The sequence below is a fragment of the Arthrobacter sp. 2RAF6 genome (assembly GCF_052115205.1).
Taxonomy (GTDB): Bacteria; Actinomycetota; Actinomycetes; order Actinomycetales; family Micrococcaceae; genus Arthrobacter.
In genome coordinates this window covers 29,314-56,307 of sequence record NZ_JBFRGF010000015.1, presented here as the reverse complement: position 1 = coordinate 56,307, position 26,994 = coordinate 29,314, and the positions used below count along the sequence as shown (strand labels likewise).

20 protein-coding genes and 2 riboswitches are annotated in these 26,994 nt (G+C 64.6%); of the genes, 12 read left to right on the top strand and 8 right to left on the bottom strand.

Going from position 1 to position 26,994, the window contains the following annotated elements; genetic code table 11:
• Positions 1–116 precede the first annotated feature (116 nt).
• The 10 genes from AB4Z38_RS12650 (at position 117) to AB4Z38_RS12605 (ending at position 12,725) form a co-directional block, all read left to right on the top strand.
• Positions 117–812 (top strand): metal-dependent transcriptional regulator, encoded by a 696-nt coding sequence (locus AB4Z38_RS12650; protein ID WP_345452396.1) that lies wholly within the window; start codon positions 117–119, stop codon positions 810–812.
• A gap of 126 nt (positions 813–938) precedes the next feature.
• A riboswitch (cyclic di-AMP (ydaO/yuaA leader) is annotated at positions 939–1,146 on the top strand.
• Positions 1,147–1,148: 2 nt separating this feature from the next.
• Positions 1,149–1,967: a M23 family metallopeptidase gene (locus AB4Z38_RS12645; RefSeq protein ID WP_441430041.1), complete on the top strand. Its 819-nt coding sequence runs from the start codon at positions 1,149–1,151 to the stop codon at positions 1,965–1,967.
• A gap of 145 nt (positions 1,968–2,112) precedes the next feature.
• Positions 2,113–2,279: riboswitch (cyclic di-AMP (ydaO/yuaA leader) on the top strand.
• A gap of 5 nt (positions 2,280–2,284) precedes the next feature.
• Positions 2,285–3,040 (top strand): NlpC/P60 family protein, encoded by a 756-nt coding sequence (locus AB4Z38_RS12640; RefSeq protein WP_441430040.1) that lies wholly within the window; start codon positions 2,285–2,287, stop codon positions 3,038–3,040.
• 319 nt (positions 3,041–3,359) lie between these two features.
• The gene (locus tag AB4Z38_RS12635) at positions 3,360–3,860 is read left to right on the top strand and encodes an HNH endonuclease (protein ID WP_028266173.1); all 501 of its coding nucleotides are present in this window, start codon (positions 3,360–3,362) and stop codon (positions 3,858–3,860) included.
• A gap of 37 nt (positions 3,861–3,897) precedes the next feature.
• On the top strand, positions 3,898–4,530 hold the full coding sequence (gene mobA, locus AB4Z38_RS12630) for a molybdenum cofactor guanylyltransferase (protein ID WP_441430039.1): 633 nt from the start codon (positions 3,898–3,900) through the stop codon (positions 4,528–4,530).
• A 31-nt stretch (positions 4,531–4,561) separates the two neighbouring features.
• Positions 4,562–4,849, top strand: a complete 288-nt coding sequence (locus AB4Z38_RS12625; protein ID WP_234751566.1) for a DUF6457 domain-containing protein — start codon at positions 4,562–4,564, stop codon at positions 4,847–4,849.
• On the top strand, positions 4,846–6,171 hold the full coding sequence (locus AB4Z38_RS12620; protein ID WP_441430038.1) for a molybdopterin molybdotransferase MoeA: 1,326 nt from the start codon (positions 4,846–4,848) through the stop codon (positions 6,169–6,171). The genes AB4Z38_RS12625 and AB4Z38_RS12620 overlap by 4 nt, the downstream gene beginning before the upstream one ends.
• 61 nt (positions 6,172–6,232) lie before the next feature.
• Complete coding sequence (locus AB4Z38_RS12615) at positions 6,233–8,569, top strand: FdhF/YdeP family oxidoreductase (protein ID WP_441430037.1); 2,337 nt, start codon at positions 6,233–6,235, stop codon at positions 8,567–8,569.
• 1 nt (position 8,570) lies between these two features.
• Positions 8,571–9,497 (top strand): formate dehydrogenase accessory sulfurtransferase FdhD, encoded by a 927-nt coding sequence (gene fdhD / locus AB4Z38_RS12610; RefSeq protein WP_441430036.1) that lies wholly within the window; start codon positions 8,571–8,573, stop codon positions 9,495–9,497.
• Between the two features lie 201 nt (positions 9,498–9,698).
• Positions 9,699–12,725 (top strand): alpha-mannosidase, encoded by a 3,027-nt coding sequence (locus AB4Z38_RS12605; protein ID WP_441430035.1) that lies wholly within the window; start codon positions 9,699–9,701, stop codon positions 12,723–12,725.
• Between the two features lie 83 nt (positions 12,726–12,808).
• Here the strand turns inward: AB4Z38_RS12605 and AB4Z38_RS12600 are convergent, their stop codons facing one another.
• The 5 genes from AB4Z38_RS12600 to AB4Z38_RS12580 form a co-directional block, all read right to left on the bottom strand.
• Positions 12,809–13,636: an amino acid ABC transporter ATP-binding protein gene (locus AB4Z38_RS12600; RefSeq protein WP_441430034.1), complete on the bottom strand. Its 828-nt coding sequence runs from the start codon at positions 13,634–13,636 to the stop codon at positions 12,809–12,811.
• Positions 13,623–14,288 carry an amino acid ABC transporter permease gene (locus AB4Z38_RS12595; RefSeq protein WP_441430033.1) on the bottom strand — a complete coding sequence of 222 codons (666 nt, stop codon included), beginning with the start codon at positions 14,286–14,288 and terminating at the stop codon, positions 13,623–13,625. Before AB4Z38_RS12595 ends, AB4Z38_RS12600 begins: the two co-directional genes overlap by 14 nt.
• A gap of 15 nt (positions 14,289–14,303) precedes the next feature.
• Positions 14,304–15,122: an amino acid ABC transporter substrate-binding protein gene (locus tag AB4Z38_RS12590; protein WP_441430032.1), complete on the bottom strand. Its 819-nt coding sequence runs from the start codon at positions 15,120–15,122 to the stop codon at positions 14,304–14,306.
• A 257-nt stretch (positions 15,123–15,379) separates the two neighbouring features.
• Positions 15,380–16,087, bottom strand: coding sequence for a hypothetical protein (locus AB4Z38_RS12585; protein ID WP_441430031.1), 708 nt, complete (start codon positions 16,085–16,087; stop codon positions 15,380–15,382).
• Positions 16,084–16,809 (bottom strand): hypothetical protein, encoded by a 726-nt coding sequence (locus tag AB4Z38_RS12580; protein ID WP_441430030.1) that lies wholly within the window; start codon positions 16,807–16,809, stop codon positions 16,084–16,086. Before AB4Z38_RS12580 ends, AB4Z38_RS12585 begins: the two co-directional genes overlap by 4 nt.
• 224 nt (positions 16,810–17,033) lie before the next feature.
• Between AB4Z38_RS12580 and AB4Z38_RS12575 the strand changes: the two genes are divergently transcribed.
• Both AB4Z38_RS12575 and AB4Z38_RS12570 read left to right on the top strand, forming a co-directional pair.
• Positions 17,034–18,704, top strand: a complete 1,671-nt coding sequence (locus AB4Z38_RS12575) for an ABC-F family ATP-binding cassette domain-containing protein (RefSeq protein ID WP_441430029.1) — start codon at positions 17,034–17,036, stop codon at positions 18,702–18,704.
• Complete coding sequence (locus AB4Z38_RS12570; RefSeq protein ID WP_441430028.1) at positions 18,701–20,614, top strand: ABC transporter ATP-binding protein; 1,914 nt, start codon at positions 18,701–18,703, stop codon at positions 20,612–20,614. Before AB4Z38_RS12575 ends, AB4Z38_RS12570 begins: the two co-directional genes overlap by 4 nt.
• Before the next feature lie 27 nt (positions 20,615–20,641).
• On the opposite strand, the gene AB4Z38_RS12565 is transcribed toward AB4Z38_RS12570, so the two are convergent.
• From AB4Z38_RS12565 to AB4Z38_RS12555, 3 genes are read right to left on the bottom strand one after another with little or no spacing between them, the layout of a single operon-like run.
• Complete coding sequence (locus AB4Z38_RS12565) at positions 20,642–21,562, bottom strand: GGDEF domain-containing response regulator (RefSeq protein ID WP_441430027.1); 921 nt, start codon at positions 21,560–21,562, stop codon at positions 20,642–20,644.
• An 8-nt stretch (positions 21,563–21,570) separates the two neighbouring features.
• The gene (locus AB4Z38_RS12560; protein WP_441430026.1) at positions 21,571–24,885 is read right to left on the bottom strand and encodes a response regulator; all 3,315 of its coding nucleotides are present in this window, start codon (positions 24,883–24,885) and stop codon (positions 21,571–21,573) included.
• Positions 24,882–26,915, bottom strand: a complete 2,034-nt coding sequence (locus AB4Z38_RS12555) for a glycosyltransferase family 2 protein (protein ID WP_441430025.1) — start codon at positions 26,913–26,915, stop codon at positions 24,882–24,884. The genes AB4Z38_RS12560 and AB4Z38_RS12555 overlap by 4 nt, the downstream gene beginning before the upstream one ends.
• Positions 26,916–26,994: the final 79 nt, after the last annotated feature.

The following is a 26,994-nucleotide window of genomic DNA, read 5'->3' as shown; positions in this document are numbered from 1 at the left end:
CTTGGAGCTGGCGCCCGGACCGGGACCGCCGGCGGTTCGGCCACCTGTTCGACCACTGAGGCGGCTGCGGTACGGTGGAAAATACGCAAGATACTGCGCTCGAGGAGCTGAGCTGGATGACGGATCTGATCGATACCACTGAGATGTATCTTCGGACCATTTTGGAGCTTGAAGAAGAGAACATCGTGGCTCTTCGCGCACGCATCGCCGAGCGCTTGCGGCACTCGGGCCCCACTGTTTCCCAGACGATCGGACGGATGGAGCGCGACGGCCTGGTGATTGTGTCCAATGACCGGCACCTTGAGCTGACTGAAACGGGCCGGAAACGCGCCACCGAGGTGATGCGCAAGCACCGGCTCGCCGAACGGCTCCTGGCAGATGTCATCGGACTGGACTGGGCCTACGTCCACGACGAAGCCTGCCGCTGGGAGCATGTCATGAGTGAGCGCGTGGAACGGCGGCTCTACGAGCTGCTGGACCACCCGACGGAATCGCCCTATGGCAACCCCATTCCCGGACTCGAAGCGCTGGGTGGAGTCGCGTCCCACGCCTTTACGGATGGCGTGGTCAACCTACTTGACGCGATGAACGAATACTCACCTGAAAACCGGGTCACTGTCAGCCGGCTGGCTGAACCGATCCAGGTGGAACCGGAACTTCTCGTGCAGCTGGACGAGGGCGGAATCCGGCCCGGCGCCAGGGTTTCCCTGGAACGTGTGGGGGAGTACATCTCCGTTCGCGTGCCCAATATCGACGGCGCGCTGGAACTGCCGCCTGAGGTTGCCTCGCACGTATTTGTCACGGTCGCCTAGCCGGCCCGGCGAGGCGACCGGCAAAGATAACGAAATTATTACCGCGGGGCCTTAATCCCCTATAGTTTGTTACTGGCGCCGATACCAAAGCGTTACCTGATCCGAAGCCGAGTTCTGCCAGCGGATCAGGTGGATTAGTCCATTCACTGGCAGAAGCGGAGGAACCACCATCGGCTGTCGAAAGACGGCCTTGGGGTGAAGTCCGCAGCGGAAGTGCAAAAAGTGCGGGGCCCTTCGGGTAGCTCTGCGCTTCGCGCCCTTCGCGCGGACCGGGTCCACGATCTCTCTGGCCCGAATCCGACAGCTAACTTCGCAGGCTTGCCAGAGAGGAAAACCTTGACCACGCAGAACACCAGGGGCCGCAGGCGCGCGTCCGGTCCTACTGCTGAGCTGCGGAGCACGAGCGCCGTCGAGCACGAGCGGCCCCGCGATCCCCATCGCGAACTTCGCCGCCGCAAGGGTCCTTTTCGGCAGATGGCCGAGTTCGCCGCGGCGAGCGGGGCGGGACAGAAGGCCGGAGTGGCCCTTGCCACGACGGGCCTCATCCTGACGGTCGCCATGCCGGGAACCGGCGCCATGACGGCCACGGCCGAATCAAACCAGGCCGCCTCGGCAGTAGGCACCCAGCCTGAGATTCCGGCCGCCGCAAGCGCCACGATCGACTTCAGCCGTGCTGCGGTTTCCACCACGGGGGATCCGGACAGCAAGCTCAAGCAGCTCTTGAGTGCGCAGTCCGTCGGCACCATCAAGACGTCGTCATCCAAGGGCACCCTGGGGGCGCCGTTGGACACCCTGACCACGGCCTCGCCTTTCGGCTACCGCGTGAATCCCATCACGGGCGGTTTGGGTGAGTTCCACCGAGGCCAGGACTTCGTGGCCCAGTGCGGCACCCCCGTCCATGCTGCCGCGGCCGGCAAGGTCACTTTCGCCGGCTGGCATCCGTATGGCGGCGGCAACCGCATTGTGGTGGACCATGGCAACGGCCTGGAAACCACGTACAACCATTTGTCTTCGTTCAACGTCCAGGTGGGCCAAACGGTCAGCCGTGGCGATGTCATCGCATTGAGCGGCACCACCGGCGCCTCCACGGGCTGCCACCTCCATTTTGAAGTCATGGTCAACGGCGACGTCGTTGACCCCCTGGGCTGGCTGTAGCCAATCCGATGGAAGCCTCTCGCATGCTTGTCACGCTCCGTGACCTGAATGTGACATTCAGCCAAAACTCATGTACCGTCTAAGACGCATCAACTTTTAGAGAGTTGATGCACTCGAGTGGATTGCCTAGCTCTGCCACTGCTCGAGGTTCCGTTCGCAAAACATCGTCTGGCAGAGGCGGGGGACCCACTTTTGGTCATCTTCACCGATGGCCTTGGGGTTAAGTCGCACAACTTCCGAGAGGGAGAAGTGTGGCCGGATGACTCCCATCCGAATCCGACAGCTTACCTCGCGGGCATAGGGAGAGGCCTCTTAACGTGTCTTCACGCTCTACTGTTGCGCGCCATCGTGCCGCGGTCACCAAGACCAACTCGCTTGCCGTTATCGCTAAGACTGTCGGCAGCAACGCCGGTGGCGTAGGCCGTCAGGCAGCAGTTATCGCAGCTGCTTCCGGTCTGGTGCTCACTAGCGGTATCGCAGCCAACGCTGCAGAAACCAACGTCCCCCGCGAGTCCACTTCGACCTCCGCCCTGGAAGTCCAGTCCATCGCCCAAGCAAGCATTTCGGCCGACTCCTCCGTCGCCATCAAGTACGAGCGCCCGGCGGTCTCCACCGAAGCTGCTCCGGTTGTCGCAGCTCCGGTTGCCACGCAGGACGCTACTCCGGCCGCAACGGGTGCCGCTACCGGCTCCTCGACGCTTTCTGTCACCGCTGCTGTTTCACCCGCAACCAAGGTTGCCAGCGGCAAGGGCGCAGCAATTGCTGCCGCAGCTTACGCACAGCTTGGCGTTGCCCAGGACTGCACCGCCCTGGCTTCGAACTCCCTGGCCGCTGTTGGGATCAACTTCCACGGCTGGCCGGCAGACTACCTCTCCCTTGGCCGTACGGTCAGCGCTGCTGAAGCGCAGCCGGGAGACTTGGTCTACTACCAGAACGGTGGCATGGGCATGGCCCACATCGCCGTTTACGTCGGCAACGGCATGGCCGTCCACGGCGGCTGGAACGGTGGCACCACCGCCCTTTACAGCGTCAACGTCGGCTCCGGCCCGGTCTTCATCCGCGTTGGTGGCTAAATAGCTCCGGCTACATAGCTTCACTGGAACATCCCCGCTGGTCCGCCCGCGGGGATGTTCTGTTTTAACCAGCATGCGCTAAATCACTCCTCCAGGTGTCTCCAGGCCACGGTTCGGGGAGTAGCCTCCGGGTGCTTGGAAGGTTCCGGCTACGTGTCCGGCACGTGAACTTTGACCGACACTGTCCTGGAACTCCCGCAAGGATTCGTTGATCCGGCCTCCGGGTGTTTACTCTTAGGTTGTCGATCCACAGCCCGTACATGCAGAGGGCAGCCGGCCCTCGCGCCCCTGACGGGTGCGGCCGTGAAGAGGTACGTGCATGCGCACACTCGTTCTGAATGCTGGATATGAACCGCTGGCGGTAGTAACCTTCCGCCGGGCGCTGGTCCTTGTGCTCACCGGAAAAGCGAGCGTAGTGGCCGAAGGCGACGAGCCTGTCGTCGGGCCACAGGAGATTCTCGGACGCCCCTCCGTGATTCTGCTCAATCGCTACATCCGGCCGAGGTACAACACCATCACGGCGGTTACACGCCGTGGCGTCTTGCGCCGCGACGGTCACCGTTGCGCCTATTGCGGGAAAGCAGCCCACACCATTGACCACGTCCACCCCAAATCCAGGGGCGGCGCGGATTCCTGGGAAAACCTGGTGGCAGCGTGTCTTCGCTGCAACAACGCCAAGAGTGACCACACTCCAGCCGAGATGGGCTGGAAACTGAGGTTCACGCCGGCGGCGCCCACCGGGACTATCTGGCAGATCAAGGAGCTTGAGAAACCTGCGCCCGCATGGGATCCCTTTCTCCTGCCTGAATCGGCGGCCTGAACCGGAATCGAGCCTGCTTCCCGGGTAATCTGGGCGGGTGGACTTTGATGCGGTGATATTGGCGGGTGGCAAGTCCTCCCGCCTCGGAGGCGTGCCCAAAGCCCAGTTGAGGTACGACGGCGCCACGCTCCTTCAGCGCGCCGTGGCGGCCGTGCGCGGTGCAGGGAGGGTGGTCGTCGTCGGGCCGGATCCCGGCACTTTACCGGATGGCACATTGACCGCGCGGGAGGACCCGCCCTTCGCCGGGCCGGCAGCCGCGATCGCCGCCGGACTCCTCGCGCTAGAAGCGCAAGACGGCGAAGGGAAGGGTGGCCAGAGCCTGTCCACGAAGCACGCGCCCTGGGTACTCGTCATGGCCTGCGATATGCCCCTGGCCGCCGCCGCGGTTCCGGTACTGCTCCGGGAACTTGCAGGCCACGAAGAAGCGGAAGGGGCCATGTCCGTATCCGCCGACGGTCGGAAGCAGCCGCTGCTCGGGATCTACCGCGTATCCGCGCTACGACGGGAAGTGCAGGCTGCGGAGGAACAAGGTGGCCTGGCCAACGCCGCGGTGTTCCGCCTGCTTGCTAGGCTTGATCTGCTGGCCGTGCCTGTCCCCGCAGGGTCCACCGATGACGTGGATACCTGGGACGACGCCGCGGCGCTTGGAGTGGACGGCGACCTGCCGTGATAACAGCTGTACCGGACAGTGGAGGCGGATCGTGAAGAGCCAGGAAGAAACGCTCGAGGAATGGTGCAGGAGCCTTCTGCAAGCATATGAGCTGGAAGACGTCGAGATCGATATCAACGAGATCCTGTCCCTGGCAGGCGTTGCAGCCCATTCAGTGGTCCGGCCGGCGGCTCCCTTGACCACCTTCATTGCTGGCTTCGCGGCCGGACTTGCTGCGGGTTCGGGACAAGCGACTGAAGCCGCGTCGATGGATGCCGCCATGGGCCTGGCACGCACGCTCGCGAAGGACTACACGAACCCCGGAACCGACGCCGGATGACGGAAGCCTCCGGGCATGCCCCGCACGCCGACCACTTGTGGGCCGAGGCGCGCCAACTTGCCTTCGATAGTGCCACGCCCATTCCCGCCGCACCCGTCGCGCTGAAGGACGCCATCGGCAGGACCTTGGCCGCGGATGTCCACGCCCTGCAGGACCTGCCGCACTACGCGTCCTCGGCGATGGATGGCTGGGCGGTCAACGGCAGCGGCCCATGGATCCTCGCGGAACCCGGCCATCGGCTGACCCCGCACCAAGCGAGTCCGATCGTCACCGGCGGCCTGATCCCGCCGGGGGCCAAGGCCGTGCTGCGGAGCGAGAGCGGGGTCCTGACCACGGACGAAGATGGCTTACCGTTGCTCGCGCTCAGCGGGAACGCGAAACCGGGCGAACCGCGCAACGGCCAACATATCCGCAATGCCGGAGAAGAAGCTGCGGCGGGGGAGCTGCTGATCAAATCGGGCGTCGTCTTGAACCCTGCCCATCTCGCCCTGGCCGCCCTGGCCGGGCGGGATGAACTGGATGTCCTGGGCAAGCCCCTCGTGAAAATGCTCCTCACCGGCTCCGAAGTGGTGACCGCGGGTGTCCCGGTCCCCGGCCGGGTGAGGGATACCTTCGGTCCCCAGCTTGGCGCCGTCGTCGAACTCCTTGGCGGGATCCGCGGCGGGCAAATCAAGGTGGGCGACTCCTACGAAGAATGGCTCTCGGGCCTTGAGGAAGGCGAGCTGTCGCCGGAGACGCCGCCCGCCGACGTCGTCATCACCACCGGGGGAACCGGCCGTTCGGGGACGGACCACTTCCGGCGGGCCATTGCGGATCTCGGCGGCCGCTTGCTGATAGATGGAATTGCGATGCGTCCGGGACATCCCGGCGTGCTGGCCGAACTGCCGGACGGTCGCTTTGTGCTGGGTCTCCCCGGCAATCCGCTCGCGGCCATGATGGTCCTCTTCACGATCGGCGCACCGCTACTCGCGGGACTGGGGCACAGGGCGCTGCCGGAGGTCGGCGAGGTTCCTTGCGGTGCCATGCTCGACGCCGACCCGGGGCGCACGCGCTTGCTTCCCTTCAGATTCGTGTACGGCTTGGCCTCGCCGGCCCAGCATGCGGGGCCCGGGATGATGCGCGGCCTCGCCAGCGCGGACGGAGTCATGGTGGTGCCACCGCACGGCGTGCAACTGGGAGAAGCGGTGCCCGCTTTTCCGTTGCCGTGGGGGCCGCCGCTTCCCCGGTCAAAGCCCACGGAGGAGAAGGCCAAGAAGACTCCTGCCAAGCCGGCGCGCAAGGTGTCGTCCGGGCCGGTCGACTGGAGCGCCCTGACGGGCTGAGAGTTCCGGCGCCGAATGGACGCGGGTGGATTAGAGAGTCAGGCCTTGCAATGATGGGGATATGAACAGGCATGCTCCCGAGCAGGACATCAACGAAGATGACCTCCAGATCCATCCACCCAAGCGCTCCGCCGCGGGCGTCAAGGCAGTCACCGTTGCATTGGAACGCGGTTGGGCCCAAGCGGGCGTCGGCCGGACCGTCAAGTCAATGCTCCGGGTCAACCAGCGGGACGGCTTCGATTGTCCCGGCTGCGCCTGGCCGGAGTCCATCACCGGCAAACGCAGTCCAGCCGAGTTCTGCGAAAACGGGGCCAAGGCAATCGCCGAGGAGAGCACCACGCGCGTGGTCGATGCGGAGTTCTGGGCCCGGCACTCCCTGGCCGAGCTTGAGGACAAGACCGAATACTGGCTCGGCAGCCAAGGGCGCATTGCCGAGCCCGTTGTCATCCGCCCCGGCGACACACACTATTCGCCGATCAGCTGGACGGATGCTTTCGCCCTGATCGGCGAGCACGTGAATGCAACCACGCCTGACCGCTGCGTTTTTTACACCTCGGGGCGCACGGCCAACGAGACCGCCTTCATGTACCAGTTGTTCGCCCGCAGCTTGGGCACCAACAACCTGCCCGACTGCTCGAACATGTGCCACGAGTCATCCGGGAGCGCCCTCAACCCGACCATCGGCATCGGCAAGGGCACTGTCTCACTGGAAGACATCCACGAAGCGCAACTCGTGCTCGTTGTGGGCCAGAACCCGGGCACGAACCATCCGCGCATGCTCTCCGCCTTGCGTGATTGCAAGAACAACGGCGGCAAGGTTGTCGCCGTCAATCCGTTGCCGGAGGCCGGGCTCCTGAACTTCAAGGATCCCCAGTCGCTCAACGGCGTGGTGGGCGGTGGCACGGACATCGCCGATGAATTCCTGCAGATCAAGGTGGGTGGCGACCTTGCCCTGTTCCAGGCGTTGGGCCACCTCCTGCTGGAGGAGGAGAAGCGGCAGCCGGGAACAGTGGTGGACCGCGCCTTCATCGACGCGCAGACCGAGGGTTTCGAGGCGTACGCCGAGGCACGCTCGGCGCTGGACTGGGTCGAGACGGAACGCGCCGCGGGCCTGAGCCGCATCGAAATCACCAAGGTGGCCGGTATGCTGGCCGCGTCGAAAGGCACCATCATTTGCTGGGCGCTGGGGCTGACCCAGCAACCCCACTCCGTGGATACCCTGCGGGAAATCATCAATCTGCTGCTCTTGCAGGGAAACTTCGGCAAGCGTGGCGCCGGCGCCTGCCCCGTCCGCGGCCACTCCAACGTGCAGGGCGACCGCACCATGGGCATCTGGGAGAAGCCTTCCGAGGGCTTCCTGGCAGCCTTGGACAAAGAGTTTGGATTCAGCACTCCCCGGGCACACGGATACGACTCCGTGGAAACCCAACACGCCTTGGAGAAGGGCGAGGTGGACGTGTTCGTTTCCATGGGCGGCAACTTCGCCGCGGCAGGCTCGGACACCGTCGCGCTGGAGGAAGGGCTCAAGAGGGCCGGGCTGACGGTGCACATCTCCACCAAGCCCAACCGCGCGCACGTGGTGCACGGCAAGACCTCCCTGATCCTGCCCACGTTGGGCCGAACGGACACGGACGACAAACACCCCGGCGGTCGGCAGATCCTCTCCGTGGAAGACTCCATGTCAGTCATCCACACCACCCAAGGTCGCCTGACTCCCGTCTCGGAGCACTTGCTCAGCGAACCCGTCATCGTCGCACGCATGGCGCAGGCAGTCCTCGGCAATGACCATGCGGTGAACTGGCGGGAGATGGCCGAGGACTACGACGTCATCCGGGACCACATCTCCAGGGTGATTCCCGGCTTCGAGGACTTCAACGCACGGGTCCGGACCAAGAACGGCTTTGTGCTGCCCAATCCACCACGCGACACCCGCACGTTCGCCACGGACATCGGCAAGGCACGATTCACCGTGAGCCCGCTGGAGTACCTTGAAGCCCCCGCCGGCCACCTGATCCTCCAGACAGTCCGCAGCCACGACCAGTACAACACCACGTTCTACGGCTTGGACGACCGCTACCGGGGCATTTCTGAAGGCCGCCGGGTCATCCTGGTCCACGAGGACGATCTCAGCGAACTCGGCTTCGAGGACAGGGACATGGTGGACGTCATCTCCACCTTCGGCGGAACGGAACGCCGGGCGGACAAGTTCCGGCTGGTTGCCTACCCCACGGCCAAGGGTTGCGCGGCCGCGTACTTCCCGGAGGCCAACGCCCTGGTCCACCGGGAGCTCGTTGCCCGTGAATCCAACACGCCCGGCTACAAGGCCATGACGGTGCGGTTCGTCAAGCATGGGGAAGCCGCCGAGCACAGTGAAGCCGCCGGGACGGTGGGTATCTGAGATGGGACGGGTGACCCAGCGCCGCAAGGTGCACAAATTTGTCCTGGATGGCTCCGCCCAGGCGCTGGAGCACCCGGTCCGCTACCGCGAGGACTTCCTGGCCGTCGAGGAACCGCTCGAGGTGCGCCTGGGGCACATGTCCTTCTCCGTGACCATGCGCACCCCTGGCGACGACTTCGACCTCGTGGCGGGCTTCCTGGTCTCCGAAGGTGTCATTTGGGACGCTGCCCAGCTCATTTCGCTGCGTTTCTGCGCCGGCGAGGACGAGAACGGCGTGCAGACGTTCAACGTCGTGGAAGCGCAGTTGCGTCCCGACGTCGTCCTACCGGAGACCGGGCGCAACGTCTACACCTCCAGCTCGTGCGGGATCTGCGGCACCGACTCGATCGAAGCAGTGCGCAAATCCTCGCACTTCAGCCCCGCTGGCGACCCCCTGAGCATTCCGGTCGAGGTTCTGGCGTCCCTGCCTGACCGTCTCCGCGAAGCACAGGCGGTCTTCGACAAGACCGGGGGAGTGCATGCCGCCGGCCTCTTTAGAATCCACGACGACGGCACCGGCAGTGTTGCCGAGCTTCTGTGCCTGCGGGAAGACGTGGGCAGGCACAACGCCGTGGACAAGGTGGTGGGCTGGGCGCTGCGCGAAGGATTGTTGCCCTTGCGCGGCACCGTCCTTCAGGTCTCCGGTAGGGCATCCTTCGAACTGGTCCAGAAGGCGGCGCTCGCAGGAATCCCGGTTTTGGCCGCCGTCAGCGCTCCCTCGAGCCTCGCCGTGGAGCTCGCACAGGAGACCGGCCTGACCCTGGTGGGATTCAGCCGGGGGACCAGCCTGAACGTCTACGCGGGCAGTGACAGGGTGGGCGTTCCGGCGCGGGCCCACACCGGCGAGGGCCCCGGCCGGGGGCCCACACCGGCGAGGGCCCCGGCCTGAGCTTGCGAAGGCTGGGAGCCGGTGGGGACTAGGGACTTGTAGGGATAGCCGCCAATCACTTGGTAATTGATCCGGAACAACGTAGATTTTATCCATCGAATGGAACCGTTGTTTCCCGCCGAACAGTCACCTTGCTTAGTTAGGCTGCTCATCTCGGTAAGGAAGCATCTCTACCCAGCCCACCGCCAAAGGGGACTTCAATTGCACGACGACCGCCGGATCACTGAGAAGCGGCTCGAACGTTTTGTCCGGGAGCGGATAGCCCCCGCCATCTATGGCCGCGCACTGCCTCTTGAACTGAGCAGCTGGGATGCACCGGGAGAGCCGATTCCAGTCTCGGAAGCACTCCGCCGGGTTTTTGAACCCCAGGAACACGGTGCTGCGTGGGGCAAAGCCTGGAGCACCAAATGGCTGCGGCTTCGGGGTGAGGTTCCGGAGGGCTGGGGAGTTGCCGACGGCACGACGGTGGAGATCGTCGTCGATCTCGGGTTCAGCAACGACGCCCCGGGATTCCAGTGCGAAGGCATCGCCTGGCGTCCGGACGGCACCATCATCAAGGCCATCTCTCCGCGGAACCAGCACGTCCCGCTGAAGCTTCTGGGTGGCGGACTCTCGGTGGACTTCTATGTTGAAGCCGCCGCCAATCCGGATCTCAGCCAGGGGTGGAGCTTCGCGGCAACCCCATTGGGGGACAAATCCACCTCCGGAGACGAGCTCCGCTACCAGCTCGGACGCATAGCCATAGCCGAACTCAACGAGGTGGTGTGGGAGCTCCACCAGGACATCTGGACCCTCAGCGGGCTGATGCACGAGCTACCTTTCGAACTGCCCCGGCGGCATGAGATCCTGCGGGCCTTTGAGCGCATGCTTGACGTCATGGACCCGGACGATGTCGCGGGCACCGCAGCGGCCGGCAGGGAGGTCCTCGCCGAGGTCTTGAGCCGGCCCGCATACGCCTCGGCCCACGAACTGCTGGCCACCGGCCACGCCCACATTGACTCGGCCTGGCTCTGGCCGGTCCGTGAAACCATCCGTAAATGCGCCCGCACGTTCTCCAACGTTGTCGCCCTCATGGATGAGAACCCCGATTTCGTCTTCTCCTGCTCCTCGGCGCAGCAATTGGCGTGGATGAAGGAGTTCTATCCTGAGCTGTTCATCCGGATCCGGGAGAAAGTGAATGCAGGGCAATTCGTGCCGGTCGGCGGCATGTGGGTGGAATCGGACACCAACATGCCCGGCGGCGAGGCCATGGCCCGCCAATTCGTGGAGGGCAAGAGCTTCTTCCTGCAGGAGTTCGGCATCGACTGCCAGGAAGCCTGGCTCCCTGACTCCTTCGGATATTCCGGCGCCCTCCCGCAGATCGTCAAGTCCGCTGGTTCCCGGTGGTTCCTTACCCAGAAGATCTCCTGGAACCAGGTCAACAAGATGCCGCACCACACCTTCAATTGGGAGGGCATCGACGGCACGCGGCTTTTCACCCACTTCCCGCCCGTGGACACCTACAACTCCGAGCTCCACGGCCGCGAACTCGCCCATGCCCAGCGCAATTACCGGGAGCACGGCCGGGGCACCATTTCGCTGGTCCCCTTCGGTTACGGCGACGGCGGTGGCGGACCAACGCGCGAAATGGTTGCGGCAGCCCACCGGACGGCGGATCTGGAAGGCTCGCCGAAGGTGCGCATGGGAACCGCCGAAGAGTTCTTCAAGCAGGCCGAGGCCGAGTACCACAACCTCCCGGTCTGGGTGGGGGAGATGTATCTCGAGCTACACAGGGGCACCTACACGAGCCAGGCCAACACCAAACAGGGGAACCGCCGCTCGGAGCACCTGCTGCGCGAGGCCGAGCTTTGGTGCTCGACGGCGGCAGTACGGACTCCCGGTTCGTTCACCTATCCTGCGGCGGACCTCAAGCGCTTGTGGCGGCTTGTGCTGTTGCAGCAGTTCCACGACATCCTGCCGGGCAGCTCCATCGCGTGGGTCCACCAGGATGCGGAGCGGAACTATGCCGCGATCGCCCGGGAGCTGGAAGGCATCATCGCGGGTGCCGCCTCGGCCCTGCTGGGCGAGGGAGACACCATCTTCCTGCTCAATGCGGCCCCGCATGAGCGCAGCGGGGTTCCCGCGCTTGCCGCTGCGGAAGCGGTTCACGAGGACAGTCCAGTCAGCGTCACAGAACGCGCCGGCGGTTATGTTCTGGACAACGGCATCATCCGCGCGGTACTGGACGCCAACGGATTGCTGACCTCCCTCTCGGATTACGCAACCGGCCGCGAAGCCATTGCACTCGGGATGTTCGGCAACCACCTTGAACTCCACCGGGACACGCCCAACGAATGGGATGCCTGGGACATCGACGAGTTCTACCGCCGGAACGTCGTCTCGATAGTCGAGGCCCGATCGGTGACGTTGGAAAGCGCAGGCTGGGACGCCGTCGTCGTGGTGGAGCGAAGCGTGGGCTCCTCCACCATCACGCAGCGCATTTCCCTCGAAGCGGGAGCGGAATCCCTCGCCATTTCCACTACGGTGGACTGGCAGGAACACGAGAAACTGCTGAAGATCGGGTTCCCGCTGGATGTGCGTGCCGACCGTTCAGCCTCGGAGACCCAGTTCGGGCACGTATTCCGGGCTACGCACACCAACACGTCCTGGGAAGCCGCCAAGTTCGAATTCTGCGCCCACCGCTGGATCCATGTGGCAGAGCCGGGTTACGGTGTGGCCATTTCCAACGCGTCAAGCTACGGGCATGACGTCACCCGGACCATCCGCGCCGACGGCGGAACCACCACCAACGTCCGCGTGTCACTGTTGCGGGCGCCCAAGTTCCCGGACCCCCGGGCCGACCTTGGCATGCACGTCCTGGATCTGAGCATCCGGCCCGGCGCCGGCATCGGCGACGCCGTGGAAGAGGGCTACCGGACCAACCTCAAACCAAGGCTGCTGGCGGGAGCGAACCCCGTGGAGCCGCTCTTCACGGTGTTCAACCAAGCGCTGGTCATCGAGGCCGTCAAGCTTGCCGAGGACGGCTCCGGAGACGTCATCGTGAGGCTTTACGAATCGCTGGGGGAACGCTCCACGGGCCTCATCACAGCCAACTTCGAATCACGGATGGTGCAATCAGTGGACCTCCTGGAGCGACCCGTCGATGCTCCCGGAGTGACTCCCGGAGCGGGGGCCGCCGAATTGACCCTGCGCCCGTTCCAGTTGGTGACTTTGCGTTTCATCCGCTGAGTGCGTGCCCACCCACCCAACTGACTCGCAGTTAATGTCGCTTTGGAGGCTCAATACGACATCTAATGCGAGTCAGTTGGGCCTCAGACGTCGTGCTGGAGGCGCTTGACGAATTGCTTGGTTCGTTCCTCCCGCGGCTCCCGCAAGACCTCCGCGGCCGGCCCTCGTTCCACCACCACGCCGCCGTCCATGAAGATGACTTCATCGGCAACCTGGCGGGCGAAGGCGAGCTCGTGCGTCACGATCACCATGGTCCAGCCTTCGTCGGCAAGTTCCTTGATGACACCCAGCACTTCACCCACGAGTTCCGGGTCCAGGGCAGAGGTGGGCTCGTCGAAGAGCAGCAGTTGGGGTTTGAGGGCCAAGGCGCGCACGATTCCCACGCGTTGTTGCTGGCCGCCTGACAGTTCGAAAGGGTAAGCATCGCGTTTGTCCGCGAGGCCCACCCGGGCCAGGAGCCGCTCCGCCTCCGCCACTACGTCCGCCCGGGGACGTTTCTGGACCTGCAGCGGTCCCTCGATGATGTTCTTGAGCACCGTCATGTGCGGGAACAGGTTGTAGTGCTGGAACACCATGGCGCTGCGGTCCCGGAGGGCGGCGATCTCCCGCTTTCCCACGGTACCGGCGAAATCGAGGGTCAGGCCTGCGCCGGATCCGCGGACTGTACCGGCGTCGGCGTCCCCGAAGGTGACCGTGCCGGCGTCGGGCACTTCGAGGCCGTTGAGTGATCGCAGGACCGTCGTCTTTCCTGAACCGGAGGGCCCGATCAAGGCAACTACCTGTCCGCGGCGGACATCGATGTCGATGCCGCGCAGTACCACGTTGCTGCCGAAGGCTTTGGCGAGGTCCCGGGCGGACAACACCAGCCCGGAGTTCCCTCGCGGGGCGTTGCTGGGCTCAGTGGGCGACATAACGGTCCAATCTACGCTCCAGGGCGGACTGGCCCGTGGAGAGGACGAGGCAAATGACCCAGTAGACCAAGGCGGATTCGAGGTACAGGATCATGAATTCCTGGCTGAACGCGGCGATCTGCTGGGCGTTGCGGAAAAGCTCGGTGACGAGGATGAGTGAAGCCAGCGAGGTGTCCTTCACAAGGGAAATGAAGGTGTTGGACAGCGGGGGCACCGAGACCCTGGCCGCTTGCGGGAGGATGATCCGCACGAGCGTTTGCGGCCGCGACATACCGATGGTGTGCCCTGCCTCCCATTGGCCCTTGGGCACGGACAGGATCGCTGCGCGGATGACCTCGGCCGCGTAGCCGCCCACATTGAGGGAAAACGCGATGATGGCGCTCGGCCACGGTTCCAGCTTCACGCCGATGCTTGGGAGGCCATAGAAGATCACGAACAACTGCACCAGGAGGGGCGTCCCCCGGATCACGGAGACGTAGAAGCGCGCGACGCCGGAGAGCAGCCTGTTGGGGCTCAGGCGCAAGAGGGCAACGAGCAGCGCCAGCGCCAGGCCAATGGCGAATGAGGCCAGGGTCAGGGGGATGGTTCCGGTGACGGCGCCGCCGATGATCGGCCCGAAGGAACTCCAGACGAGGTCCCAGTTGAAGGTCATCTGTTTGGCCGCCGGCTACTTGGTAACGTCTGCGCCGAAGTACTTCTGGGAGATCTTGGCGAGGGTGCCGTCGGCTCGAAGGTCCGTGAGCGCTTTGTCCACTGCGGCCTTGAGGTCGGCGGATCCCTTGCGGAAGACCAGGGCGCTCTGCGTCTTGTCGGTGGTTTCGGCGGCGATCTTCAAGCCCGAGTCCGGGGTGCTTTTGGCGTAGTCGAGGTAGGTCAACTTGTCATTGACGGTCGCGTCGACGCGGCCTTGGCGGACCAGGGTGGCGGCTTGTGCCCAGCCTTCGACGGACTGGACGTTGGCGCCCGCGTCAACTGCCATCTTGTAGAAGTTGCTGGTCAGCGACTGGGCTGTGGTCTTGCCTTTGAGGTCGGCGAAGCTGTTGATGGAGTTGTTGTCGGACTTGGTCACGACGACGCCATTGGAGATCGTGTATGGGGCCGAGAAGTCATACTTGGCCGTGCGCTCAGGGTTGATGGAAATCTGGTTGGCAATAGTGTCGAAGCGCTTGGAATCAAGGCCCGCAAAGATGCCATCGAACTGGGTTTCCTGGAAGGTTGCCTTTACCCCGAGCTTGCCCGCCACGGCCTGGGCGATTTCGACGTCGAAGCCCGTGAGGGGACCGGCCCCGTTCTCGTGGAAGCTGAACGGCCGGTACGTGCCTTCGGTGGCGATGACGATTTCGCCCTTGGACTTGATGGCGGACAGCGAAGTGTCTCCACCCGACGTCGACGACGGCGAGGAACCGCCGCCGCAAGCGGACAGTGCCAGCGCGACGGAGGCAAGTGTTGCGGACAGTGCGATGCGGCGAGTGGGCAGGCTTTTCATGAAAGCCATCTTAGTCACGGGACCGTGCCGGGGTCCTGCGGGGGTGCGGCGGGCGTACGCGGAAGGACGCTTAAAAAGGCTGAGTGGGGGCGGTCCCCAACAGCCCGCCACCACTCATCCCCCCAAAAGTGCTCCCGCACGCGCCACGAACCTTGGAAACCCGTTCATTGATTCAAAGGTCAGGCTGCGTCGCCTTCACACATTCATAATTATGGCACGATATAATGGATTTATGAAAGAGGTTACGCGGTATGTTTTTACGTTACCGTGCGGCGAGTCCGGCTGGCAACGATTTTGGACAGCCAGATGCCTCCCAATCCAATCGCAGTCGCCAAAGCGGCCGAGTAGTTGATGAGCGGCCGCAGCCACGTATTGGATAGCGGGATGAGCGGAAAGACCTGCGAAACGATCAGCAAACCGAGGCCCAGAAGCAAAGTCGCGGAGGCGGTCCGGAGCAGGACGGGACCCGAACCTCGAACGGACCGCCACATGCCCGGGATGAGGCATGCGGCAACGTAGCCCGGGTAGAACCTGCCCAAGGCCGCGTAGGTATCAAGGGCTGGCCCAGGATCCAGGTCATTCAGGCCAACAGTGGAGTCCGAGGTGTCCATCGAGAAGAAAAAGAAGGCCGTGAGGACCGCGGTTGCTCCCAAAACGGCCAAGCCGATAGGCCCCCGGATGGCACGTTCCCCGCCGGGTGAGGCAAAGGCCCTCGCCACCTTGATTCCCATGAGCAGGAACGTTCCGTAGAGCATGAACCGGAGCAGCAGGTTGCAGAGGTTGAAGTTGCCCAGCCAGGAGTCGATCAACAAGTAAGGACCCTCGATGCTGAGCAGGATGTCGAGGGAAATCAGCGTGAACAGGACGAACATCATCCGGTTCTCGCCCCGGACGGCGCTGGGAATGCGAATGGCCGTCAAAATGAGGCAAATAGAGAGCGTGGCCCACGCCAACACGGTGGTCATCCCAGGTTCTCCCAGATTCTGTTGCTGTGGTCGAGCTCGTGCTCATGGCGGCGCAGGGCCTTGCCGAGTGCCTGCAGTCTCTCTCCGGCCAACAGGGCCAGTTCGCCTTCTGTCATCCTGTCCAGTGCCTCCCGCCGCGCCCCGGGGGCCCATCCCGACTCGGCTTCGGTGACGAGGCCGCTGGCCACGAGGCCTCCGGCCGGTCCGACGCCGGCCGCCCGGGACGTCGCCAAGGCCAGTTCCGGGGGCAAACGGTTGGCTGTCAGGTACGCGGAGAAGTTCTGCGGTGCGATCCCCGTGCCACCGCTCACCCGGTGGCGCAGCTCGCCGTCGTCGATCGCGTCCACCCAGTTCCTGACTGAACTCGGGTGCGGGGTCTCCGCCAGGACCAAGGGCGGGACGCCGTCCCGGGTGTCCGAGCGCTCGACGACTGCACGCAGCAGATCCATGGTGGAGACCTGGCTGACGAGTTCCGCGTCAGTGGGAGGAACCGGGGTCCCGCGAAGCGCCGCGTAGGCCTCGAATTGGCTCAATGCGTCGAAGGGATTCATGTCGAAGGCCCGGCTGATGCTCACGAGTGAACTCTCCGCAACCTTGCCGCGGACCAATTGCTGGGCCAATGTGGTGCGTTTCACTCCCGAAAAGCGGCAGACATCGGCCGTGCTGGTGTTCGGGGCGATCCCGTGCAGCCAGCGTTGGAACGCCTTGGAAGGGAGGGACATGAACCACTTTCTGATAGACGGTTCCCGCAGGAGGCTCCCGGAAGACGGTTCCGGCAAGGACTGCGAGCTTGATTTTACGATGCGGGCACATTGAATTATGCTTGATTCTCGAACCCGCTGGTCCGCACACCCCCCAAGTACGGACCAGCGGGTTCTTCCATGCCCCGGTCTTTTCGCTTGGCCGGTCTTTCCGCTCAAGGGCGGAGCAGTGAGAGGATAGACCAATGACTGCAACGCTTGTCGCCAAAGAGCTCTCCGGCGGCCACGGTCACCGCACCTTGTTCTCGAAGCTCTCCCTCACCGTCGCTCCAGGAGACGTCGTGGGTGTCGTCGGCGCTAACGGCGCCGGGAAATCCACCCTGCTGCGCATCCTCGCAGGAGCTGACCGCCCCCAAGAGGGCACGGTCAGCCTCGCTCCCAGCGACGCCTTTGTGGGCTGGCTGCCCCAGGAACACGAACGCACCCCCGGCGAAACCGTAGCCGCCTACATTGCCCGCCGCACGGGTTGCGCCCAGGCCACGGCCGAGATGGAGGCCGGCGCCGAGGGGCTGGCAGCCGGGACCGCGGATGCCGACGACGCGTATTCCTTGGCTTTTGACCGCTGGATGGCATCGGGTGCCGCGGACCTGGAGGACCGGATCCCCGCGGTGTTGGCGGAACTCGGCCTGGAATCCGGTCCGGAGGCACTCATGACGGGCCTGTCCGGCGGACAGGCCGCCCGCGTTGCCTTGGCGGCGCTCCTGCTGAGCCGCTTCGACGTCGTGCTCCTCGACGAACCCACCAATGACCTGGACCTCGACGGACTCGCCCGCCTTGAATCATTCGTTCAAGGCCTTCGCGGCGGCGCCGTGTTGGTCTCGCACGACCGTGAGTTCCTGGCACGCTGCATTACCAAGGTGCTGGAACTGGACCTGGCGCAGAACAGCGTGGCGGTCTACGACGGCGGTTACGATTCCTTCCTCGAAGAGCGGGCGGTGGCAAAGCGGCACGCCCGCGAACGCTACGAGGAATTCGCCAATACCAAGGCGGATCTCGTGTCCCGGGCCAGGACGCAGCGCGAATGGAGCTCGCAGGGCGTCCGCAACGCCATGAAAAAGAGCCCGGACAACGACAAAATACGCAGGGCGGCGAGCGTTGAGTCTTCGGAAAAGCAGGCCCAGAAAGTCCGGCAGATGGAGTCCCGCATCTCCCGGCTTGACGAGGTGGAAGAGCCGCGCAAGGAATGGCAGCTGCAGTTCAGTATCGGCCAGGCTCCGCGCTCCAGCTCCGTCGTCGCAACCTTGCGCGACGTCGTGGCACACCAAGGCGACTTTACGCTGGGACCCGTCAACCTCCAGCTCAACGCCGGCGAACGCATTGGCATCACCGGACCCAACGGCGCAGGAAAGTCCACCCTCCTGCGGCTGCTGCTCGGGCTTCAACAGCCCGACGCCGGAGACGCCTCCAAGGGTGCATCCGTGGCGATCGGCGAGATCGACCAAGCCCGCGGACTGCTGGCGGGGCACCTCACCCTGGCAGACGCCGTCGAATCCGTCCTGCTCGAATGGAACTCCGCGGATGTCCGCACCCTGCTGGCCAAATTCGGCCTCAAGGCGGACCATACCTCCCGGACCGTGGATTCCTTGTCCCCGGGCGAACGCACCCGCGCGGCGCTCGCGCTGCTGCAGGCCCGAGGCGTCAACCTGCTGGTCCTGGACGAACCCACCAACCACCTCGACCTGCCGGCGATCGAGCAGCTTGAGGATGCGCTCGACGGCTACGAAGGCGCGCTCCTGCTGGTCACGCACGACCGCCGCTTGCTCGAAAACGTCCGGCTCGATTCCCGCTGGCACCTTGACAACGGCACCGTGACCGAACTGCACCACACTTCCGGAATGGGGAATCACAAGCCATGAGCATGGATGGCGTCGCCTGGCGCTCGCTCTACAACATCACCCGCGCCAAGAGCGGCTCCCAGCCGTTCTCGCGGGAAACCATCAAGCGCGTGCTCGCTTTCGCGAAACCGCACCGCAACAAGCTGATCGCCTTCGTACTGGCCTCCATCGCCGGTGCATTCCTTGCCGTGGCCACCCCGGTGCTGGCCGGCAAGGTGGTGAACGCGCTCATCGCCCATGCAGGCGTGGACGTCGTGGTCGGTCTGGCCGCGCTCATCGCTGCCGTCGCCGTCGCCGACGCCGGAGTGGGACTGCTGACCCGGTGGCTGTCTTCCGTGATCGGCGAAGGCGTGATCGTTGATCTGCGGACGCGGGTGTTCGACCATGTGCAGCGCATGCCCATCGCCTTCTTCACCCGGACCCGTACCGGAGCCCTCGTCAGCCGGCTCAACAACGACGTCATCGGAGCCCAATCGGCCTTCGCGGGCACGCTCTCCGGAGTGGTCAGCAACGTCGTCTCCTTGGCCCTGACCCTTGTGGTCATGCTCAACACCTCCTGGCTGGTCACAGTCTTGGCGATGGTGCTGCTGCCGATCTTCCTCATCCCCGCACGCCGCATGGGCTCCAAGCTGGCCGACCTCCGTCGTGAAGCCGCATCCCACAACGCGGCCATGGGAACCCAAATGACGGAGCGTTTCTCCGCACCCGGCGCCACGCTCGTCAAACTGTTCGGCCGCCCGGACGAAGAATCCGCCGAGTTCGCCCTGCGCGCCGGCCGCGTGCGGGACATCGGTGTCCGCACCGCCATGTTGCAGTTCACCTTCATCACTGCGCTGACCCTCGTTTCCGCCCTGGCCCTCGCGCTCGTTTACGGACTGGGCGGTTGGCTTGCACTGAGCGGGCAGCTGGCGGCGGGCGACGTCGTCGTGTTGGCACTGCTGCTCACCCGGCTCTATGCGCCGCTCACCGCGCTGTCCAGTGCCCACGTGGAGGTCATGAGCGCGTTGGTCAGCTTCGAGCGGGTCTTCGAGATCCTGGACCTTAAGCCGCTCATCCAGGAGAAGCCCGACGCCGTCGCGGTGCCTTCGGGACCCGTTGCGGTGGAGTTCGACGACGTCCGCTTCGCCTATCCGTCCGCGGACAAGGTGTCCCTTGCATCGCTGGAGGAAGTGGCGACGCTTGATACCCGCGGCGGCGAAGAGGTCCTGCACGGAATCAGCTTCCGCGTGGAGCCCGGTCAAACCGTGGCGCTCGTGGGGTCTTCCGGCGCGGGCAAGTCCACTGTGGCCCAGCTGCTGTCCCGCCTGTACGACGTCGACTCCGGCGCCGTGCGCTTGGGCGGCCGCGGTCAAGGGACCGGCCTGGATGTCCGGGACGTCACGTTCGATTCCCTCCGGGCGACCCTGGGCATGGTCACGCAGGACGGGCACCTCTTCCATGAAAGCATCGCCTCCAACTTGCGGCTGGCCCTGCCTGGAGCGACGGACGAGGAAATGTGGGACGTGCTCCGGCGCGCCCGGCTCGAAGCCATGGTCCGCTCCTTGCCGGATGGCTTGGAGACCGTGGTGGGGGAGCGTGGCTACCGCCTTTCCGGCGGGGAACGCCAGCGGCTCACCATCGCACGCCTCCTCATCGCCCAACCGAGGGTCGTCATCCTCGACGAAGCCACGGCGGCCTTGGATTCCACGAGTGAAGCCGCCGTCCAGGCGGCCTTGGGCGAGGCACTCGAGGGACGCACCGCCGTCGTGATCGCCCACCGGCTCTCCACCATCCGGGCCGCCGACGTCATCCTGGTGGTGGAGGACGGATCGATCGTTGAGCGCGGCACGCACGCAGAGCTCCTCGCCGCGGACGGGCGCTACGCGGAGCTGTACAACACGCAGTTCGCGGAGGCGACGGCTGTGGCACAGGAAGCTGTTCCGGAGCTGTAGACGCCGGGGTTTCAGCTGGCCGCAGTCTCAGCTCCGGGTGTGTTGACGAACTTCCGGCGCAACTTCCACGCGGTTCCGGCCGGCGGACTTGGCGGTGTACAACGCCATGTCGGCTTCCTTGAGGAGGCGTTCGCTGCTGACCCGGTGGTCGGGCACAAAGGCCGAGAGACCGGCGCTCAAGGTCAGGGTGCCCGAGGGGTTGCCTGAATGCGCAATGCCCAGGTCCCGCACGGCCTCGAGAGCTCGTGCGAGCCTTGTTTCTGCGCCGGATACCGTCTGGCCCGGCAGCAGGAAGAGGAACTCCTCCCCGCCGAAGCGGTAGATTCCGTCGCTTTCGCGCCCTTCGCCGGCAAGGGAGGCCGCAACCGACTGCAAGGCGAGGTCACCGGCTTGGTGGCCGTAAAGATCGTTGTATCTCTTGAAATTGTCCACGTCGCAGATCGCCAGGCTGTAGTCCGTTCCGTAGCGGGCGCTTGTCTGGTGCAGCTGTTCCAGGTCCTCGGAGAGCTTCAGCCGGTTATGGAGCTTCGTCAGGGGATCGGTGCGCGCTTGCTCCGCGAGCGCGGCACGGTAGCGCGCAAGATCCGTGTGCAGCGAAGTCACCCTTTGCGCCACCAACAGCCGGGTATGCAGGGCGAACGGGTCAAGCGGCTTGGCCACGTAGTCATCAGCGCCGGCCTGCATGCCCGCGACGACGTCCTCTCGTGAATCCTTCGAGGTGACAAGGACAAGGTACGTGTAGGAGTCCTCTTCCGCGGAGCGGATGGCTCGGCAGAGCTCCAGTCCGTTGAGCCCGGGCATCATCAGGTCAGTCACGACAACTTGCGGCCGGTGTTGCCTGTACATCTCCCAGGCGGAGCTGCCGTCCGCGGCCACGATGCATTCATGGCCGGACTGCTCCACTGCCGCCTTCGCCACCAGACGCGAACCGAAGTCGTCGTCCGCCACCAGGACCTTCACGAGGCTACCGACAGGGCGTGGTCCAGCGCTTTGTCAACGAGGTCAAGTTCGGCTTCAAGAGCCGCCAGGAGTGCGGGATCGACGGGCTTGCCGCCTAAAGAGCTGCGTTCCAATTCCTCGCACATCCGGGCGGCGCGGGCGGCCCCGATGTTGGCCGCGGCGCCTTTCAATTTGTGGGCCACTTGCCTGAAAGTGTCTCCGCTTCCATTGTCCAAAGCCCGGCGGAGTGCTTGCAGGCTCGGTTGGATGTCTTGCCTGAAGGCTTGGGCCGCGGCAGGAAGCAACCCCAGTCCGTCTGCCGGGCCGAGGTCACGCAGCGTTTCCAGCCTCGCGGGGTCGAGTGCGGGTCCGCCACTTTCCTTCCGCGTTTCAGGTATCCATCGCGAGAGGACCTGGTCCAATTTGTCCACGTCCACCGGTTTGGTCAGATAGTCGTCCATGCCGGCCGCAAGGCAGCGCTCACGGTCCTCATCCAGGGCGCCTGCGGTCATGGCAATGACGGGGAGCCTCCTGCGGCCATCGTTCCGGGCACGGATGGCCTTGGTGGCCTCGAATCCGTCCATGACGGGCATATGGCAGTCCATCAGGACCGCGGCATACTCTGTTGCCGCCGTCGCGGCGACTGCTTCGCTGCCGTCAGCTACGACGTCGGCCACGTACCCGAGCTTCGCAACCATGCTGCGGGCCACGAGCTGGTTGACCTCGTTGTCCTCGACGACCAAAATTAGGCCCCGCGAAGGTTGGCTGATGGTCACCGGGATTGCGGGAGAAACCGCGGGAGCCGCGATCGGACGTGTCGCGACGAGACGCATGAGGCGGTCATAGAACTCGGAGCTGCGCACGGGCTTTGTCAACCATTCCTGGACCCCGGCGGCCACGAGCTCGGCTTTGTCCACATTCATGGTGGATGTCAGCATGATGATCCGCGTGGACGCGAGCGCGACGTCGGTGCTCAGCTTGTGGGCCAGCTCCAAGCCGTTCATGTCGGGCATGCACATGTCCAGCACCGCAATGTCGAAGGGACGCCCGGCGGCGGCTTCTTCGCGGCAACGGTCCAAGCCCTGTTGGGCGTCGCCGACAGCCTCCGGATTCATCCGCCAGCCCGCCAATTGCGCCTGCAGCACCAGGCGGTTGGTCGAGTTGTCGTCCACTACCAGGACCCGGAGTCCCGTCAGTTGCTCGGGCGAGATCGACGGCGGAGCTGCGGCAGGCCCGCTCACCGCCAAGGGAAGGGTGGCCCAGAAAGTGCTGCCGTTGCCCAAGGAACTGTCCACCCCGATCTCGCCGCCCATTGCCTCGGTAAGCCTCCGGGAGATCGCCAGTCCAAGGCCGGTTCCGCCGTACCGCCGGGTGGTTGAGGCGTCGGCCTGCGAGAACGATTCGAAGAGCCTGAGATGGTCTGCTGCCTCGATCCCGATTCCGGTGTCCCGGACTTCGAAGCGTACCCGCGCGGTCGCGGATTCTTGCTCCACGAGCTTCACGCTAATGACGACTTCCCCTGAGGGCGTGAACTTCACTGCGTTTGAGGCCAGATTGAGCAGGATCTGCCTGATGCGGCCGGCGTCGCCCACCAGCATCGTCGGAACTTCCGGCCGGCAGTACGCAATCAGCTCCAGGCCTTTGGCCTGTGCGGTTTCGGCGAGGAGGACTGCGAGTTCCTCCACGAGGGTGCGTGGATTGAAGGGCGCGGGGTCCAGGTCGACCTTGCCGGCTTCGAGTTTCGAGAAGTCCAGAATGTCATTGATCAGGGTCAGCAGGGCTTCGCCGGCACCCTTGACGCCCTCGGCATATTGGCGCTGGGTTTCCTCCAATCTGGTGTCCAGCAACAAGCCGGTCAGGCCGATCACACCGTTCATCGGTGTGCGGATCTCATGGCTCATGGTCGCGAGGAACTCCGACTTCAAGCGGCTGGCTTCCTCGGCGGCTTCCCGGGCGGTCACCAACTCGGCCTGGGCGATCCTGCGTTCCGTGATGTCCTGGGCGATCGTGGCGACTCCGCGGATGCCCGCCGTTCCGCGGATCGGGGACATTGTCAGCGAGACCGGAACGATCGAACCGTCGATGCGGACCCGTGCTGTTTCGTAGCTGTGGGTTTCCCCGCCGGCCCTGATGGCTGCCAAGAGTTCTTTTTCCTCGTCCTGAAGCTCGTCCGGGATGATGAAGGAAACATTCCTGCCGATTGCCTCCGCGGCGGTGTATCCGTAGATCCGTTCGGCTCCGGGATTCCAGCTGGTGATGACACCGTCCAGGGTCTTGCCCACAATGGCATCTGCCGAAGAGTTGACGATCGCGCCCAAGCCTTCGAGTTCCGACGTGCGCTCGGCAACTTTGGATTCAAGGTCCCGAGTGAGGTTGATGTTCTCCAGGATCATGAGGATCTGGCGGGTGATGGCCAGGGCCAGCACCGTAAGGCCTACGGTTTGGAGGAAGGGGTCGCTGGGACGCCCGACGCGTATGGGCGCCACCATGACAGCACCGAAGACGGGGACGTAGGGGAGGAGCTCCAACGCCAGGGTGTAGAGGCGCCGGTCCGTCCGGGGACGGGGGGCGTAGGGGACCAGAGGGGCGAGGGCGATCAGCAGGAAGGCCGCGATCCAGCCAGCCGCCAGGGGAGTCCCGGTGAGCCCCGTGATGTTGTCGAAGGTCAGCTTCACATAAGTACTGTCAGTGATCGCCAGGACGAGGAGCCCGCCACCCAGGCAGACCCATCTGAGGCGTTCTCCCGGTGCTCTCCGCATCGTGAGCATGAGGACTATGGAGACCATCACGATATCGGCAACGGGATAGGCCAGGCCGGTGAGATGGGCGAGGGTTTCCTGGCCTTCCGCCCTGTACATGGAACCGAGGACGGTGGCCCAGCTCATGAACAGCACGGCGGATGCGATCACTGCCGAATCCAGGAGTGCGCGCACGAAAGCAACCCGGGAAACCCGGGGACGCGGGAACAAGTAGAGGGCAATCGCGGCCGGGATCGAATAGCCCACGAAGGCGGCGTCGGCTAGGGAGGGATAGGGATAGTCATGGTCGAGCGTCAACCCATAGAAGGTCCAGATTGCTTGACCGATGGTCCAGAGCAAGGTGGCAAGAGCCATGACCCGCCACGCACGGGAGCTTTCGTCTTTGCGCCGTGCTGCCCGGGCACAACTGACTGTGGCGAGCAGCGCGGCTGCCAGGATGGCGAGGTCCCCGGTGGCCTGCGCCGCGGACGCCCCTTGGTTTGCCCCGAGGACCATCGCCAGGACGGCCACCGCCGCAGCGGTGACGACAACTGTCCAGGCCAGGGTGGGCTTGCGCAAGATGAGGCCGCTCATGCCGACTCCCGGGTTGCGACGGCAGGGACACCACGGGGAAAGCCGGGCAGGACACCATCGGGAGTATGGAACAGCCAGAGTGCGAGGCCTCGATACGCGTTCCAGTCGCCGTCGCGAACCCGCAGCGACGCCGTGCGGCCTTCCCTCGACGTGGACCAGACCCGAACGATGTCCAGGGCAATCGGTGTAGCCCCAGGCAGCGCGAGGTGAACGCGACCGGCCTCGGGCAGCGCGTCGGCCTCCACTCGAACTGCGGCGCCTCCCATGGAGAGGTCAAGCAATTCTCCTGCGACGCCCTCGACCGTGATAGGGAGGTTGATGGTGACCCGGTGGGCGCTCCTGCGTGATGTGGCGAATTCGGCGGCTCTGATCCGGAGCGTCCCCAGCACCAAGACAACCCCGGCCAGAACCAGCCAGACGCCGGCGGCGATCGTGGAGCCCGGACTTGTCCGCCAAGGCACCCAGCCGAAGACTCCGGCCGTCGCATAGAGAATAATCGCGGCCACAATGACGATCAGCACAATGAGCATCCGTGGGGCCCGTCCGCGGAGTCGAAGTTCCGCAGCGCCTTTCGGAGTGACTTGAAACTCCAAGGATTTTCGGGAAACGAGCCACCAAAGGCAAGCCATCCCAACGGGAACGCGGAAAATCCGCAGGGCGAACGCCGTCGGCCAGTGGATCTGGTGGCGCATGAGTCTCTTGGCGCCCCACAGACGGACCCAGAACATGGCTGCGAAGGCCAGGGTGAACTCCACTGGCCCGGCCGTGGAGGTCTGGGCGCCTGAGACCATGACCGCCATGGGAATGATGAAGGCAACCAAAGTGGCAATGCCCTCCAGCCACCATAAAGTTCCGTTGATGTATTCGTGGAAGTTTCGCCAGGTCATCCAGCTCTTGGCCGCCCAGAGGCGCTCGTAGGTCAGGATCTGCATCGCGCCCATGCCCCAGCGTCGGCGCTGCAGCAGGTATTGATCGGCTGTTGCCGGGGCCAGGCCCACAGCGAGCGTCTGGTGGTGGTAGACGGTCTTCCATCCGCGCCGGATGAGCTTGAGGGTCGTGTGCATGTCCTCGGTGATCGTCTCGGTGGCCACTCCGCCTACCTCGCGAAGGGCCTTGACCCGGAGCAGCGAGGTTGAGCCGCACCAGAACGGCCCTGCGCCGGGAACATTGCGCGAAGGCATCAGGACGTTGAAGAACAAACCCTGTTCGCCTGAGATGCCGTCGTCGTCGAAGGCTCCGGAGTTGTAGAACGCCTGCGGCCCCTGGACGAGGGCGATTTCCTCGTCGGCGAACCATCCCAAGGTGGCTGTCAGGAACGTGGGCAGGGGCACGTGGTCGCAGTCCAGCACGGCAATGATGTCTATTGCGTCTTTGCCGGACGCTTCCTCTGCGGCCATGAGCTCCAGTGCGTGGTTCATGTTGCCCGCCTTGGCATGGTCATGCTCCGTGCGGGTGATGACCCTTGCACCGAAGGATGCGCACATCTCCGCAACCCACGGGCGGCTTCCGTCATCCAGCACCCACGTTTCGTGGCTCGGCTGAAGGGCGCAGGCCGCAGCGATGGTGGGGGCAAGGACCTCAACGGGTTCGTTGTACGTGGGGATCAACACGGCGACCCTCATGCCATTGGGTGGTTCGGCAACCGGCTCCGGCGCATAGCAGTCGATGTTCCACAGCGTGATGGACTTCAGGACCAGCCCCGTCAGGGGAAGGGCCTCAAACGTCACCAGCGTCCACGCAATGACAAGATCCCCGCCTCCAAGCGGCATGGTGAATGCGATCCGCCACGTCAGGTAGAGCAACAACGCTGCGATCGCGGCTATCCCGCCGGTCCTGGCCATTCTGCGGGAACGCGGAGCCTCGGGCGCGGGAGAACCCAGTTGCGCCGCCCAGCCGGCCATTCCCGCCGTCGAGTAGGCCTTGACCTCCGTAGGAGTGTCACGGAACTGCGTCGGTTCCCGGCGGACTTCCGCGCCGGATCCCCCGCCGACGTCTCCCCGGGCGCGTCGGCGTTGTTCAAGAGATTGCATGCGATCCCCCAGCTGGATCTGACAATGCAGCCTGTATCAAGTTAAAACAAACTGTGCGATCACTATAGCCAGTTCTCAC

Excerpts from the sequence above, each read along its gene's own strand:
- AB4Z38_RS12650 (WP_345452396.1), top strand. The coding sequence starts at position 117 with ATGACGGATCTGATCGATACCACTGAGATGTATCTTCGGACCATTTTG.
- AB4Z38_RS12635 (WP_028266173.1), top strand. The coding sequence starts at position 3,360 with ATGCGCACACTCGTTCTGAATGCTGGATATGAACCGCTGGCGGTAGTA.
- AB4Z38_RS12620 (WP_441430038.1), top strand. The coding sequence starts at position 4,846 with ATGACGGAAGCCTCCGGGCATGCCCCGCACGCCGACCACTTGTGGGCC.
- AB4Z38_RS12615 (WP_441430037.1), top strand. The coding sequence starts at position 6,233 with ATGAACAGGCATGCTCCCGAGCAGGACATCAACGAAGATGACCTCCAG.
- fdhD (WP_441430036.1), top strand. The coding sequence starts at position 8,571 with ATGGGACGGGTGACCCAGCGCCGCAAGGTGCACAAATTTGTCCTGGAT.
- AB4Z38_RS12600 (WP_441430034.1), bottom strand. The coding sequence starts at position 13,636 with ATGTCGCCCACTGAGCCCAGCAACGCCCCGCGAGGGAACTCCGGGCTG.
- AB4Z38_RS12595 (WP_441430033.1), bottom strand. The coding sequence starts at position 14,288 with ATGACCTTCAACTGGGACCTCGTCTGGAGTTCCTTCGGGCCGATCATC.
- AB4Z38_RS12590 (WP_441430032.1), bottom strand. The coding sequence starts at position 15,122 with ATGAAAAGCCTGCCCACTCGCCGCATCGCACTGTCCGCAACACTTGCC.
- AB4Z38_RS12585 (WP_441430031.1), bottom strand. The coding sequence starts at position 16,087 with ATGACCACCGTGTTGGCGTGGGCCACGCTCTCTATTTGCCTCATTTTG.
- AB4Z38_RS12580 (WP_441430030.1), bottom strand. The coding sequence starts at position 16,809 with ATGTCCCTCCCTTCCAAGGCGTTCCAACGCTGGCTGCACGGGATCGCC.
- AB4Z38_RS12575 (WP_441430029.1), top strand. The coding sequence starts at position 17,034 with ATGACTGCAACGCTTGTCGCCAAAGAGCTCTCCGGCGGCCACGGTCAC.
- AB4Z38_RS12570 (WP_441430028.1), top strand. The coding sequence starts at position 18,701 with ATGAGCATGGATGGCGTCGCCTGGCGCTCGCTCTACAACATCACCCGC.
- AB4Z38_RS12560 (WP_441430026.1), bottom strand. The coding sequence starts at position 24,885 with ATGAGCGGCCTCATCTTGCGCAAGCCCACCCTGGCCTGGACAGTTGTC.
- AB4Z38_RS12555 (WP_441430025.1), bottom strand. The coding sequence starts at position 26,915 with ATGCAATCTCTTGAACAACGCCGACGCGCCCGGGGAGACGTCGGCGGG.